This is a genomic window from Streptomyces sp. AA4 (genome assembly GCF_000158875.1).
Taxonomy (GTDB): domain Bacteria; phylum Actinomycetota; class Actinomycetes; order Mycobacteriales; family Pseudonocardiaceae; genus Amycolatopsis.
In genome coordinates, this window is record NZ_GG657746.1 from 1480290 (window position 1) to 1493986 (window position 13697).

Annotated in this window: 15 protein-coding genes and 1 pseudogene; 13 read left to right on the plus strand and 3 right to left on the minus strand. The window is 71.5% G+C overall.

The window, feature by feature from the left end; translation table 11 throughout:
- Positions 1–81 precede the first annotated feature (81 nt).
- From SSMG_RS06965 to SSMG_RS06980, 4 genes are all read left to right on the plus strand, one after another.
- The gene (locus SSMG_RS06965; RefSeq protein ID WP_009074111.1) at positions 82–1452 is read left to right on the plus strand and encodes a PLP-dependent aminotransferase family protein; all 1371 of its coding nucleotides are present in this window, start codon (positions 82–84) and stop codon (positions 1450–1452) included.
- A 106-nt stretch (positions 1453–1558) separates the two neighbouring features.
- Positions 1559–3085 carry a serine hydrolase gene (locus SSMG_RS42275; RefSeq protein ID WP_009074112.1) on the plus strand — a complete coding sequence of 509 codons (1527 nt, stop codon included), beginning with the start codon at positions 1559–1561 and terminating at the stop codon, positions 3083–3085.
- Between the two features lie 6 nt (positions 3086–3091).
- Positions 3092–4189: a D-alanine--D-alanine ligase family protein gene (locus SSMG_RS06975; protein WP_009074113.1), complete on the plus strand. Its 1098-nt coding sequence runs from the start codon at positions 3092–3094 to the stop codon at positions 4187–4189.
- A 73-nt stretch (positions 4190–4262) separates the two neighbouring features.
- A complete protein-coding gene (locus SSMG_RS06980; protein ID WP_009074114.1) occupies positions 4263–5603 on the plus strand; it encodes an MFS transporter in 1341 nt (446 codons plus the stop codon).
- On the opposite strand, the gene SSMG_RS06985 is transcribed toward SSMG_RS06980, so the two are convergent.
- Positions 5584–6123: a DUF3515 domain-containing protein gene (locus SSMG_RS06985; RefSeq protein WP_009074115.1), complete on the minus strand. Its 540-nt coding sequence runs from the start codon at positions 6121–6123 to the stop codon at positions 5584–5586. The two genes, SSMG_RS06980 and SSMG_RS06985, sit on opposite strands and share 20 nt — an antisense overlap.
- A gap of 19 nt (positions 6124–6142) precedes the next feature.
- Entirely contained in the window at positions 6143–6376 is a 234-nt protein-coding gene (locus SSMG_RS06990) for an Lrp/AsnC ligand binding domain-containing protein (protein WP_009074118.1), read from the minus strand.
- Between the two features lie 137 nt (positions 6377–6513).
- On the opposite strand from SSMG_RS06990, the gene SSMG_RS06995 reads away from it, so the two are divergent.
- From SSMG_RS06995 to SSMG_RS07025, 8 genes and pseudogenes are all read left to right on the plus strand, one after another.
- Positions 6514–7473, plus strand: a complete 960-nt coding sequence (locus tag SSMG_RS06995) for a thiamine-phosphate kinase (protein ID WP_009074120.1) — start codon at positions 6514–6516, stop codon at positions 7471–7473.
- A gap of 20 nt (positions 7474–7493) precedes the next feature.
- The gene (locus SSMG_RS07000; protein WP_009074122.1) at positions 7494–7976 is read left to right on the plus strand and encodes a GNAT family N-acetyltransferase; all 483 of its coding nucleotides are present in this window, start codon (positions 7494–7496) and stop codon (positions 7974–7976) included.
- A gap of 13 nt (positions 7977–7989) precedes the next feature.
- On the plus strand, positions 7990–8520 hold the full coding sequence (locus SSMG_RS07005; protein WP_009074124.1) for a gamma carbonic anhydrase family protein: 531 nt from the start codon (positions 7990–7992) through the stop codon (positions 8518–8520).
- Between the two features lie 31 nt (positions 8521–8551).
- On the plus strand, positions 8552–9229 hold the full coding sequence (locus SSMG_RS07010) for a uracil-DNA glycosylase (protein WP_009074126.1): 678 nt from the start codon (positions 8552–8554) through the stop codon (positions 9227–9229).
- Between the two features lie 73 nt (positions 9230–9302).
- Positions 9303–10091 carry an alpha/beta fold hydrolase gene (locus tag SSMG_RS07015; RefSeq protein ID WP_009074128.1) on the plus strand — a complete coding sequence of 263 codons (789 nt, stop codon included), beginning with the start codon at positions 9303–9305 and terminating at the stop codon, positions 10089–10091.
- A gap of 192 nt (positions 10092–10283) precedes the next feature.
- Positions 10284–10355: pseudogene (locus tag SSMG_RS47555) on the plus strand (hypothetical protein); the annotation flags it as partial.
- Between the two features lie 39 nt (positions 10356–10394).
- Positions 10395–10718 carry a helix-turn-helix domain-containing protein gene (locus SSMG_RS46700; protein ID WP_234392755.1) on the plus strand — a complete coding sequence of 108 codons (324 nt, stop codon included), beginning with the start codon at positions 10395–10397 and terminating at the stop codon, positions 10716–10718.
- Positions 10715–11569, plus strand: a complete 855-nt coding sequence (locus tag SSMG_RS07025; RefSeq protein WP_009077419.1) for an IS3 family transposase — start codon at positions 10715–10717, stop codon at positions 11567–11569. Before SSMG_RS46700 ends, SSMG_RS07025 begins: the two co-directional genes overlap by 4 nt.
- A 215-nt stretch (positions 11570–11784) precedes the next feature.
- Here the strand turns inward: SSMG_RS07025 and rpmB are convergent, their stop codons facing one another.
- Positions 11785–11976, minus strand: a complete 192-nt coding sequence (gene rpmB / locus SSMG_RS07030; protein WP_009074135.1) for a 50S ribosomal protein L28 — start codon at positions 11974–11976, stop codon at positions 11785–11787.
- A 134-nt stretch (positions 11977–12110) separates the two neighbouring features.
- Here rpmB and SSMG_RS07035 point away from each other — a divergent pair, with 134 nt between their 5' ends.
- Positions 12111–13697, plus strand: coding sequence for a DAK2 domain-containing protein (locus SSMG_RS07035; protein ID WP_037712841.1), 1587 nt, complete (start codon positions 12111–12113; stop codon positions 13695–13697).

Below are 13697 nucleotides of genomic sequence, written 5' to 3' on the forward strand. Positions count from 1 at the left end.
TGTGCGGCGGGCAAGTGGCTATGTTGAATGTCCACTTCTTCTACACTTGAGAAGTCCACTTCGCCGAAACGGAGGTCCGCCGTGTCCTACGCCGACACCGCCCTGCCGGTCAGTCTCGACCGCGAAGCGGCCACCCCGCTGGCCGTGCAGCTGGCCGACGCGCTGCGCGAAGCCGCGGCCGGCGGACATCTCCGCGGCGGCGACCGGCTGCCGTCCACGCGCGCGCTGGCGGAACGGCTCGGCGTCTCGCGCACGGTCACTTCCGCCGCGTACGAACAGCTCCACGCGGAGGGGTGGATCGCCGGACGGCATGGCTCCGGCACGTACGTGACGACCCCGCCGACCCGTGCCGCCGCGTCGGTCACGGTGCCGGGTTCGCTGCTCGCCGAAGCCGAATCGGGTCCGATGCTCGACCTCGCGCCCGGTACGCCGTGGGCGGGCGGCCTCGACCGCGCGGCTTGGCGACGGGCGTGGCGCGCGGCTGCCGACCCCGAACCGCTCACGCGCGCGCATCGCGCCGGATTGCCGGAATACCGCGCGGCGGTGTCGGAACACCTGCTGCGCCACCGCGGTCTGGCCGCGGGCTCGGTGCTCGCGACCGGCGGCACCACCGCGGCTGTCGTGGAGCTTGCCGCGGCGGTGTTGCGCCGAGGCGCGGTCGTCGCCTTCGAGGAACCGGGCTATCAGCGTGCGGTGCAAGCGTTCCGGCAGGCCGGGCTCACCGTCGTGGGGGTGCCGGTGGACGACGAGGGCCTGCGCCCGGACGCGATTCCCGCCGGGGCGCGCGCGGTTTACTGCTCGCCCGCGCACCAGTACCCGATGGGCAGCCGGATGAGCGCGGCCCGGCGCGTGCAGCTCGTGGAACGCGCTCGCGCGGAAGGCATGCTGGTCATCGAGGACGACTACGACGGCGAGCTGCGCTTCGACGTCGCCCCGCTGCCGATGCTGGCCGCACTCGCCCCGGACGTCGTCGTGCACCTCGGGACCACCAGCAAAATCCTCACCCCGACCCTCGGCGCGGGCTGGCTGGTCGCGCCCGCCGCGGTGGCCGATTCCATTCTGGCGTACCGGGATCTCACCGGGACGCGTCCGTCGCCGGCCGGCCAGCGGGTGCTGGTCGAACTGGCCCGGACCGGCGATCTGGGACGGCATCTGCGGAAGCTGCGCCGGGAAATGGCCGAACGCCGGACGGTGCTGGTGACCGCGCTGTCGAACGCCGGGATCCCGTTCGTCGGCGACGACGCCGGCGCGCATCTGGTGGTGCGGACCGAAAGCGCCGAGGCCGAGGCGGACTTGATCGCCGCGGCGGAACGGCATTCGATCCGGCTCGACGGGCTGGCCCGGCATTTCGCCGGGACTCCGACGGTGCACGGCATCGCGCTGGGGTACGCGGGCTGCTCGCGGGAGGCGTTGATGGCCGCGGTGCCGACGCTGGTCGATCTCCTGCGCTGAGTACGGGGGCCAGCCCTACCTCCGGTCCGCCGGTCAGCTTCATGGTGCGGGATCCGCTGCTCCGCGAGGCTTTTGCCGTTCGGTTCGGCGTGCGGAGGAGTACGGGATGACTTGGCGGATCCGGGTGGCAGCGATCGTGGCCGCGATGCTGGCGGTGTTCGCCGTGCCAGCTTCGGCACAACCGACCAGCCCGGCAGATCCGGCGGTGGCGCATTTGCGCGCAGAACTGGAGAGCGGGCCGCCGTCGTCCTACGCGGTGGTGTCCGCGGACGGCAAGGTGACGACCGGCGCGGTCGGCTCCGACGTGACGCCGCAGTCGCCGTTTCTGCTTGGCTCGCTGAGCAAATCGTTCACCGCCATGGCAGTCATGCAGCTCGTCGAGGCGGGCGAGGTCGGTCTGGACACGCCGATCACCGCGTATCTGCCGTGGTTCCGCACCGCCGGAGCGAACGACCCGATCACCGTGCGGCAGCTGCTGAACCAGACCAGCGGCCTGCCGACCGAAGCGGGCACCGTCGACCTCTACGAGCCGGAAACCACGCTGGAGCAGCGAGTCCGCGCACTCGCCGACGTCGTCCCGGTCTCCCGCCCGGGCACGGCTTTCCACTACTGCAACAAGAACTACGCGACGCTGGGCCTGATGATCGAGCAGGTCTCGGGCCAGAGCTACGCCGACTACCTCAAGGCGCACGTCCTCGCCCCGCTCGGCATGAACCGCACCTTCACCAACCTCGCCGACGCCCGGCGCGCAGGCCTGATCGAGGGCTCGGCGGTGCTGTTCGGCCTGAACGTGCCGAGGGAAACGCCCGATTTCCCCGGCGCCCGGCCCGACGGCTACCTGGTCTCGACCGCCGAGGACCTCAGCCACTACCTGACCTTCCAGATGACCGGCGCCTACCGCGGCGCCCGGCCGCTGTCCGCCGAAAGCCTGCGGCTGATGCACCGCGCGGCCGTCCCGACCGGCGACGACCACGCGATCGACGGCATCGACCACTACGGATTCGGCTGGGGCACCGGCACTCTCCACGGCCAGCCGGTCGTCCAGCACGACGGCGACCTGACCCGCTACCACGCCAACCTGGGCTACCTGCCGGACCAGCGGGTCGGCCTGGTCGTGCTGACCTCGCGCAACCCGGTACTGCTGGACAACGGCGCGCCGTTCCACCACACCCTCGCGATCCTCGCCGGCGCGCCGGCCCCGGAGATCGGCAACGGCTTCTGGCTGACCTACGGCGTCCTCGACGGCGCCGCCCTCCTCGTCCTCGCCGCGATGGTGTTGGCGACCCGCCGACAAATCCGTCGCGCACGGAAGCTGCCGGACCTGTTGCGCGACAAGGGTTTCCGTCGCGTGGCAGTGCGCCCGCTGGTCGGACATCTGCTCGCGGCGGCCGCGCTGTACGGGGCGGTGTTCGTCGGAGTCGGCACGCTCAGCTACGGCGGCTGGCTGCCGGTGGACGTGGCGTTCGAGACCCTGCCGGACTTCACCGTCCTCGTTTTGGCCGGAACGGCGTTCCTGGTCGTGCGCGGGGTGACGTGGTTCGCGCTCGCCTCTCGCCGACCAGCGGCTCGGCACTCCCGACCAGCGCAGACACCCCCGGCGCGCGCTGTCGGCGAGGCTCACCCGGTACGGTGACCGGCTATGAGCGCTGAAAAGATCCGGGTCGCGGTCGTGTTCGGGGGCCGCAGCAGCGAGCACACCATCTCGTGCCTGTCCGCGGGCAGCGTGATCTCGAACCTGGATCCGGACCGCTTCGAGGTGCTCCCGGTCGGCGTCACGCCGAGCGGCGGCTGGGTGCTCGGCACCGGCGATCCGCAGCAGCTCAGCATCCGCGGCCGCGAGCTGCCGTCGGTCGAGTCCGGCCGCGCGCTCGTGCTCGCCGGCGACCCGACCAGTCGCGAGCTGCGGACGGTCGACCCGGGCCAGGCCACCGAGGTGCTCGGCACCGTCGATGTCGTCTTCCCGGTGCTGCACGGCGCCTTCGGCGAGGACGGCACCATCCAGGGCCTGCTCGAACTCGCCGACCTCCCGTACGTCGGCCCCGGCGTGTTCGCCAGCGCGGCGGCGATGGACAAGGAATACGCGAAGAAGCTGCTCGCCGCGGAGGGGCTGCCGGTCGGCACCTACGCCGCGCTGCGCCGCGGACAGTCCACTTTGGCCGAAGCGGACCGCGAACGCCTTGGCCTGCCGGTGTTCGTGAAGCCCTCGCGCGCCGGTTCGTCGGTCGGCATCTCCCGCGTCGCCGACTGGGCCGACCTGGACGCCGCGATCGAGCTGGCCCGGCGCACCGACCCGAAGGTGCTCGTCGAGGCCGCGGTGCGCGGGCGCGAGGTCGAATGCGGCGTGCTGGAATTCCCGGACGGCCGCGTCGAGGCGTCGCTCCCGGCGGAGATCCGGGTGCTCGCCGAGGGCGAGGACGCCTGGTACGACTTCGAAACCAAGTACCTCGGCGAGGACGCCGAACTGGACATCCCGGCCAAACTGGACGACGCGCTCACCGACCGGCTGCGCGCGATGGCCGTCGAGGCGTTCCGCGCGCTCGACTGCCAGGGCCTGGCCCGCGTCGACTTCTTTGTGACCGAGGAGGGCGACCTGGTGATCAACGAGGTCAACACGATGCCCGGGTTCACCACGAAGTCCGCCTACCCGAAGATGTGGGAGGTGACCGGGGTGGACTACCCGACGCTGCTGTCGACCCTGATCGACACCGCGCTCGCCCGGGGCACCGGCCTGCGCTGACGAGCGCGCCGGGTCCGGCGCGGCGACTTACCATGGCTCCCGCACCTCCCCAGCCCGGCAAGGAAGACAGCGCGTGCAGATCGCATCCCGGCTCGACCGGCTCCCGGTCACCCGGCGGCACCGGTACTTCGTGGCAGTGGTCGGCATCGCCACCTTCTTCGACCTCTACGACCTGTTCCTCGCCGCGACCATCAGCACCGTCCTGACCAAGGAATTCGGCGTCACCCCGACGACGCTGAAGTACGTCCTGGCGTCGGCGTTCGTCGGTGCCTTCGTGGGCGCGGTGTTCCTCGGCAGGCTGGCCGACCGGCTCGGCCGGCGCCGCGCGTTCCTGCTCACGCTGGGCCTGTACTCGGTGTTCACGCTGCTCGGCGCGTTCAGCACCGACGTGTGGATGCTGGTGATCTGCCGGTTCATCGCCGGGATCGGCATCGGCGCCGAACTGCCGGTCGCCGACGCTTACCTCGCCGACCTGCTGCCCGCCCGCGCCCGCGGCCGCGCGACGGCTTGGGCTTACACCATCGGCTTCTGCGGCGTCCCCGCCGCCGGATTCCTGGCCCGCGCGCTCGTCGGCCACGCGCCGCTCGGCGTCGACGGCTGGCGCTGGCTGTTCGTGATCGGCGCGCTGGGTGCGGCGGTCGTCTGGGCGCTGCGGTTCACGCTGCCGGAATCGCCGCGTTGGCTTGCCGCACAAGGAAGAACCGGCGAAGCGGACGAGATCGTGCGCAAGCTCGAAGCGAGCGCGCCCCAGCCGTTGCCCGAACCGGAGCCGGAACCGCCCGCGCCCGAACCGGTGCGCGCGTCGGCGCTGCTGCGCCCGCCGTGGTTCCGGCGCACGGCGATGCTGTACGTCTTTCAGCTGCTGCAGTCGTTCGGCTACTACGGTTTCGGCTCGCTGGTGCCGATTGTGCTGGCGGCCAAGGGTTTCGGCCTCGTCACCTCGCTGACCTTCAGCGCGCTCACCTTCCTCGGCTATCCGATCGGCTCGGCGCTGTCCATCCCGATCATCGAACGGCTGGAACGGAAATGGCTGATCGTCGCGAGCGCGGCGGCGATGGCGGTGTTCGGGCTGGCCTTCGGCTACGCCACGTCCGGCGTGCTGATCGCGGTGTTCGGCTTCTGCTACACCGCCGTCAGCAACGTTTTCTCCAACGCCTTCCACACCTACCAGGGCGAGCTGTTCCCGACGTCGCTGCGCGGCACCGCGGCCGGTTCGGCCTACGCGCTGTCCCGGCTGGCCACCGCCGCGATGCCGTTCGTGCTGCTGCCGATCCTGCATTCGGCCGGCGCGACGACGATGTTCGCCGTGGTCGCGGGCGCGATGGTGCTGCTGATGATCGACGTGGCCGTGCTCGGCCCGCGCACCACCGGCGAATCGCTGGAAACGATCGCGGCTAGAACGTCAGAGGCTTGACCGGCAGCTTCGCCGCGATCGCGTCCGAAATGGTCTGCAACGGACCCGTGCCCGCGCTCGCCGGGACGGTCAGCGCGACGTAAACCGGCCGGTCGACCGCGTACCAGGTGGCCGAACCGCCCTGCTCGATCTGCAGCCACTGCACCTTGTTGACCACGCGCAGCTGTGCGGTCTGGGTGAGCTCCGGCGGGCGTTCGAGTCCGCAGCGCAGCACGACCGGGTCCGGTTCGCCCCACGCGACGGTGGCCTTCGGCGCGGGCTCGGCGAGCGTGCGCGGCGACAGTTCCTTGCCGTTCGACGTGAGCGTGGCCGGGACCCCGGCGATCAGCTTCGCGCAGTCCGGCGACCCGGCCTGCGGCGCGGGAACGGAGACGAGCGCGAGCGGCTGGTTCGGCTCGGGCTGCCCGGAGGAGCTTTTCGTCAGCGCGACGACCGCGACCGCGACCGCCAGCGCGGCCACGAGCAACGACGCGGCGACGAGGACGACCTTCGGAGGAGCCCCGGTGTCGGTGTCTGCCACCGGCTCAGTGGACCACGGCTCAGAGATGGACGACCGGGCAGGTCAGCGTGCGCGTGATCCCTTCCACGTTCTGCACGCGGGCGACGACGAGCTGGCCGAGCTGGTCCACCGTGTCCGCGGCGGCGCGCACGATCACGTCGTACGGGCCGGTGACGTCCTCGGAGCTGGTCACGCCCGGGACCCCGGCGATCTCCGCAGCCACCGCGGCGGCCTTGCCGACCTCGGTCTGGATGAGGATGTATGCGTGGACCACGGCGTGCCCTTTCGTCGGTGGCGATCGAGTCGGGGTAGGAACGGTGTAGGCAACGTAGCGCCAGCCCTGGAAAAAACCTAGGGGATCCGACTGTCGGTGGCCGATCCGACACAGGCGAGGGAAACAGGAGGTGACCGGTGTCACCGGACGAGCACTCGGTGGCCGCCGCAGGCGAGTTCGGCCTGATCCGGCGGGTCACCGAAGGACGCGCGCAGCCGCCGTCGACACTGCTGGGACCGGGCGACGACGCGGCGGTGCTCGCCGCGCCGGACGGCCGCGTGGTCGTGACGACCGACGTGCTGGTCCACGGCGTGCACTTCCGGCTCGACTGGTCGAGCCCGGAGCAGGTCGGGCGCAAGGCGGTCGCGGTGAATCTGTCCGACGTCGCGGCGATGGGAGCGAAGCCGACCTCGGTGGTCGTCGGGATCGCGTGTCCGGCGGACACCCCGGCGCAGGTCGTGACCGAGATCATGGACGGCATGTGGGCCGAGGCGGGCGCGGTCGGCATCGGAGTGTCCGGCGGGGACCTCGTGAGCGCGGAGCAGCTCGTGATCAGCGTCACCGCATTGGGCGACCTCGAAGACCGCGAACCGGTGACCCGGTCCGGCGCGCGCCCCGGCGACGTGCTCGCGGTGTGCGGACGGCTCGGCTGGGCCGCGGCCGGGCTCGCGGTGCTGCGCCGCGGCTTCCGGTCGCCGGTCGGCGTGGTGAACGCGCAGCGCTGCCCGGAACCGCCGTACGCGGCCGGTCCGCAGGCCGCGCTCGCCGGGGCGACGGCGATGATGGACGTCTCCGACGGGCTCCTCGCCGACCTCGCGCACCTGGCCGCGGCCTCCGAGGTCGGGCTCGACGTGCAGACCGCGCTGCTCGAGGTGTCCACGCGGCTCAAGGAGGTCGGCAGCGCGCTCGGCGCGGACCCGCTGCAGTGGGTGCTGACCGGCGGCGAGGACCACGCGCTGGTCGCGACCTTCCCGCCGTTCGACGACCTGCCCGACGGCTGGCGCAAGATCGGCGTGGTCACCATGCCCGGCTCCGGGGTCACCGTGGACGGACGGGAGTACGACCAGCAGGGCGGCTGGGAGCACTGGCAGCAGTGACCCTTCATTAGGCTGGCGGCGTGGACATCCGTGCCGTCGCCTTCGACCACCCCGACGCCGCCAAGCTGATGGCCGAGGTGCAACTGGAGTACGTGCGCCGCTACGGCTCCGAGGACGAGACCCCGATGGACCCCGCGGAGTTCGCGCCGCCGCGGGGCCTGTTCTTGGTCGGGTACCTGGACGACGTGCCGGTGGCGTCCGGCGCGTGGCGCGCGCACGACGGTCCCGAGCCGACGTTCCGGCCCGGCGACGTCGAACTGAAGCGGATGTACGTGGTCGAATCCGCGCGGGGCCGCGGGTTCGCCCGCGCGATGCTCGCCGAACTGGAACGCACCGCGGTCGCCGCCGGACGGCGCCGGGTCGTGCTGGAGACGGGCACCGAACAGCCGGAGGCGATCGCCCTCTACCGTTCGTCGGGCTACGTCGAGGTCCCGGCTTTCGGTTATTACGGCGATCTGCCCGAAAGCCGGTATTACGGCAAGGATCTCGCGCCCGACTACTGACCCGGAGGCGGCATTGGCCATCTACGCGCTCGGCGACCTGGTCCCGACCATCCACCCGGACGCCTACGTCCATCCCGACGCCACCGTGATCGGCGACGTCCGGATCGGAGCGCGCGCCTCGGTCTGGCCGCAGACCGTGCTGCGCGGCGACCACGGGTACATCGAGATCGGCGAACGTTCGAACGTGCAGGACGGCTGCGTCGTCCACTGCACCGCGCGCCATCCGACGATCCTGGGCCCGTCGTCGGCGGTCGGGCATTCGGTGCACATCGAGGGCGCGAAGATCGGCACCGGCTGCCTCATCGCGTCCGGTTCGGTGGTGCTGAACGGAAGCGTGATCGAGGACGGCGGCATGGTCGGCGCGGGCGCGGTGCTGTCGTACGAATCGACGGTCGGCACCGGCGAGATCGCACTGGGAGTTCCGGCGAAAACGCGGCCGAACAAATCGTTTTCGGAGGACCAGATCGCCGCGGTGGTGGATTCCTATGTCCGGCGCGGCGCCCGGTTCCGGGCCGAGTTGCGCAGGCTGGACCCGCCACAGTGACGCCGCGCACGTGGCGCTAGGCTCGCGGGCCGTGACTGGACGACCGCTGGACGAAATCGTCGAAGCCGGCTGGGCGAAAGCCCTTGAACCAGTGGCCGCGCAGGTCGCCGCGATGGGGGAGTTCCTCCGCGCCGAGATCGCCGCGGGCCGCACCTATCTTCCCGCGGGCGAGCACGTGCTGCGCGCGTTCAAGCAGCCGTTCGACGACGTCCGCGTGCTGATCGTCGGCCAGGACCCGTACCCGACTCCCGGGCACGCGGTCGGCCTGAGCTTCTCGGTGGCCCCGGACGTGCGGCCGATCCCGAAGAGCCTGATCAACATCTACCAGGAGTACTGCGAGGACCTGGGCCATCCGACCCCGTCCAACGGCGACCTGACCCCGTGGGCGGAGCAGGGCGTGCTGCTGCTGAACAGGTCGCTCACCGTGCAGCCGTACAAGTCCAACTCGCACCAGGGCAAGGGCTGGGAGCAGGTCACCGAGCAGGCGATCAAGGCGCTCGCCGCGCGCGGCGGACCGCTGGTGGCGATCCTGTGGGGCCGCAACGCGCGGAACCTGCGGCCGATGCTGGGCGACGTGCCGTGCATCGAATCGGCGCACCCGAGCCCGCTGTCGGCGCGCAACGGCTTCTTCGGGTCGCGTCCGTTCAGCCGGGCGAACCAGCTTCTGGTCCAGCAGGGCGCGGAACCGCTCGACTGGAAACTTCCCTGACGCGGCGTGTCCAGTTCCGGCGTCCGGCTCCGACCACCAGGGTAAGCAACGACTGAACCCCTGGAGGAAAGCCATGACCGCCACCGTCACGTCCGCCGACGGCACCCCGATCGCCTTCGACACCTACGGCTCGGGTTCGCCGGTGCTGCTCGTCGGCGGCGCGGTGAACGACCGGACGACCGTCGCCGGGCTCGCCGCCGTGCTGGCCGACGCCGGCTTCACCGCGATCGCCTACGACCGGCGAGGCCGCGGCGACAGCGGCGACGCGCAGGTCTACGCCGTCGAGCGCGAGATCGACGACCTCGAGGTGCTGATCGAGGCCGTCGGCGGCTCGGCCGCGGTGTTCGGCCACTCGTCCGGCGCGATCCTGGCCCTCGAAGCGGCGGCGCGCGGCCTGCCGATCACGAAGGTCGCGGTGTACGAACCGCCGTTCGTCGGCGACGACCGGCCGCGTCCCGCCGAAGACCTGGTGGACCGGGTGAGCGCCCGGCTGGCCGACGGCGACCGGGACGGCGCGGTCGAGCTGTTCCTGGTCGAGGGCACCGGCACCCCGGCGGAGATCGTGGACTCGATGAAGGCCGCCCCCGTGTGGGGCTGGTTCGTCGGCTTGGCGCACACGCTGCCGTACGACCTGACCGTCTGCGGCCGCGGCAACCACCTGCCGACGGACCGGCTGGCCGCGATCACCGTCCCGGTGCTGTCCCTGTCGGGCGGCGCGGGGGAGGCGTGGATGACGACGTCCGCGAAGGCCGTCGCGGACGCGGTCGCGCACGGGCGGTGGGAGGAGATCCCGGGGCAGGACCACGGGGTGCTGAACGCGCCGGAGACCCTGCGAGAGGTGCTGGCGAACTTCCTGCGGTGACGAAAAAGGGGCGAATGCAACCCGCGCTCGCCCCGGAGCTTCAAGTACGTGAGGGGAACCCTGAGGGACTCAGAGTCCCTGTGAACTGCGCCCCGGAAGTTGGACTGGGAATCCAGTTCCAGCTGTCCGGGGAGTGGTTCGTTGCATCCACGCAGTTCGTTGTCTGAGTGGCAGCGGGCGTCCGCTGTTGCGTTGTTCGAGGACGGGTATGGCGCGAAGGCCGTGGCGTCCCGGTTGGGGGTGTCGGCGGGTGCCGTGCGACGCTTGCGTGATCGTTGGAGGCTGCGGAGCGCGGGAGCGCTGATGGACAAGCCAGGCAGGCGGTCGTTCGCGTTCGAGTTCAAGCTGGAGGTCGTGCGCCGGTATGTCGGCGGCGAGGCGACCGCGGCCGAGCTGGCGCGCGAGCACGGGCTGTCCTCGCCCAAACTCGTGGAGAACTGGGCGCGGGCGTATCGGCGCGAGGGAGAGGACGCGTTGCGGCCCAAGCCGAAAGGCCGTCCGCCCGGTGTCGCGGACTCGCCGGGTCCCGGCGAGCTGGAGCGGTTGCGGGCGGAGAACCTGCGGCTGTCGGCGGAGAACGCCTACCTAAAAAAATTGCGGGCCTTGAGGGAGCAGGGGCGAGGGTGAAAACCCAGGCCGTCGCCGCCCTCAAGGCCGACTATCCGCTGCCGGTGCTGCTGGCGGTCGCGGGCCTGGCCCGGTCGACGTTCTTCTACCACCAGGCCCGGCCCGACCGGCCCGACCCGCACGCCGGGCTCAAGGCCGCGATCGCCGAGGCGTTCGAGGCCGCCCGCGGCCGCTACGGGCACCGGCGGATCCACACGGTCCTGGCCCGCGCCGGCTGGCGGGTGGCGAAGAAAACCGTGCTCGCGCTGATGAACGCCCTCGGCCTGGTCTGCCAGGTCCGGCGGCCGCGCCGGCGCCGGTCCTGGCCCGGCCGGCCCGGCACGGCCGCCGAGAACCTGCTCAACCGCGAGTTCGGCGCCGAGGCCCCGGACACCAAATGGGTCACCGACGTGACCGAGTTCCGCATCGGCGACCGCAAGGTCTACCTCTCGCCCGTGATCGACCTGTTCGACCGGTCCGTGATCGCCTACGCCTGCGGGCCGTCCCCGACGCTGGAGCTGACGAACTCCTCGCTGCGCGCCGCGATCGCGACCCTGCCCGCCGGAGCCCGCCCGCTGGTGCACTCCGACCAGGGCTTCCAGTACCGGCACGCCTCCTGGCGCTCCCTGCTCGCCGACGCCGGCCTGACCCAGTCGATGTCCCGGCGAGCCACCTGCCTGGACAACGCCGTCGCCGAGAACTTCTTCGGCCACCTCAAAGAAGAACTCTTCCACCACACCAAGTTCGACACCGTCGACACGTTCATCACGGCACTGCACGACTACATCGACTGGTACAACACCACCCGCATCTCCACCACGCTCCAAGGCCTGAGCCCGGCCGAATACCGGGCCCAGACCCTCGCCGCCTAACCTCTACATAACCAGTCCAACTTCCGGGGCCCAGTTCACTGAGGGTTCCCCTCACGTACCGCCCTCCGCAAGCCTCAAACCGAAGGCGACCCACGCGGGGGTCCAGGGGGCTTGCCCCCTGGCGGGGGCCCGGGGGTTCGACCCCCGGAAGACACCCGGAAAACGAAAATGGCGAGCGCTCTCCGCGAGCACTCGCCACCCTTCGTTTTCCGTCGCTACCCGCGGACGACCTTGCCAGCCTTGATGCACGAGGTGCAGGCGTTGAGCCGCTTGCGCTGGGACACGCCGACCTTCGCGTGCACAACCTGGATGTTCGGGTTCCACCGGCGGTTGGTACGCCGGTGGGAGTGCGAGACCGACTTGCCGAAGCCGGGTCCCTTGCCACAGACGTCGCACACGGCAGCCACGTCGAACTCCTCTGGATATGGGACAAAGAATGCGCGCCCGAACGTGCCGGGCAACTCGACCATAGTAACGAGTGGTCTCGGGGGCCTTGCCGCGGGGTCGTTACCCTCGCGGGGACCGGCTAGGAGGTTACGGGGTGCGGGTGCTGGACGCGGCGGCGGTGTCGGGCTGGGCGGCGGCTTCTGTGCGCAGCTTGGACAGGCTGCGCACGGCCATCGACGGCATCAACGTCTACCCGGTCGCGGACTCCGACACCGGCTCCAACCTGCTGTACACGATGACTGGCGCGCACGAGGCCCTCGCCGCGGCGGAACCGGACGGCGCGGCCGAGGCGCTGGCGGTACTGGCGCGCGGGGCGGTGGCGCACGCGCGGGGCAACTCGGGCGTGATCCTTTCCCAGGTCATGCGGGGGATGGCCGATTGGGCGGCCACCGGCGGGGACCTCGACGGAGCCGGTCTCGCCGCCGCGCTCGGGCAGGCGGACCAGGCCGCCACGGGCGCGGTCAGCAGGCCGGTCGCCGGGACGATGCTGACCGTCCTGCACGCCGTGGCCGCCGCCGTCCGAGGTTCGACGCGGACGTTGCCCGAGGTCGCGCGCGAGGTCGTCACCGTGGCCGCGGCGGCCTTGGAGGAGACGCCCAAGCAGCTGCCCGCGCTGGCCAAGGCCGGGGTTGTGGACGCCGGGGGCCGCGGTCTGGTCGCGGTGCTCGACGCGCTGGCCGGAGTGATCACCGGCGAACCGGTGGATCCCGGGCACGACCTGAAGGCGGTCGCTTCGCTGCCGGAGCAGGCGCCGTACGCGTGGGAGGTCATGTACTTGCTGGACGAGGTCGACGAGGCCCGGCTGCCCGCGTTGCGGAAGGAACTGAGCGGCTTCGGCGACAGCGTGACCGTGGCCGGAGACGGTTCTGGCAGCCACGCGGTGCACGTCCATTGCGCGGACATCGGCGCGGCCATCGAAGCCGGGCTGCAGCTGGGCAGGCCGCGGAAGATCCGGGTCGAACCGCTGCTCACGCCGACGCCGATCGAACCGGGTGGCGGCCTCGACCGGTCCGTGGTCGCGGTGGTGCGCGGCGGCGGCCTCGCCGAACTGCTGCGGGCCGAGGGCGTCGCGGTGCTGGCGGTGCCGGACGGCGAGCTTCCCAGCGTCGAGGACATGATCGGACTGTTCAACGAGGCGGCCGGACAGCATCTGAGCGTGCTGCCGGGCGGCCCCGATCTCACCGCGGCCGCCGACGCCGCGGCCGGGCATCCGATGGCGGGCGAGCGCGACGTCGTGGTGATCCCGTGCGCGTCGCCGGTGCAGGTGCTGGCCGCGCTCGCGGTGCACGACGGGGAGCGCCGGGTCAACGACGACGTCGTCGCGATGGCCGAGGCGGCGGGCGCGACGAGGCGTGGCGAGCTGCGGATCGCGCACGAGGAGTCGCTAACCTGGGTGGGCCGGGCCCAGTCCGGCGACGTGATCGGCCTGGTCGACGACGAGGTGGTGCTCATCGAGCCCGCTCCGGCGTCGGCGACGAATCTCGTCGCCGCGGCGGTCAGCGTGCTGAACCGGATGCTGGCGCTCGGCGGCGAGCTGGTCACCGTCCTGAGCGGGGCGGACGCTCCGCCGAGGGTGGCCGCCGAACTCGCCGAACAACTGCGGCTGGAGCACCCCGAGGTGGAGTTGACGAGTTACGCGGGCGGGCAAAGCGACGCTGTGCTGCTGATGGGGGTCGAATAA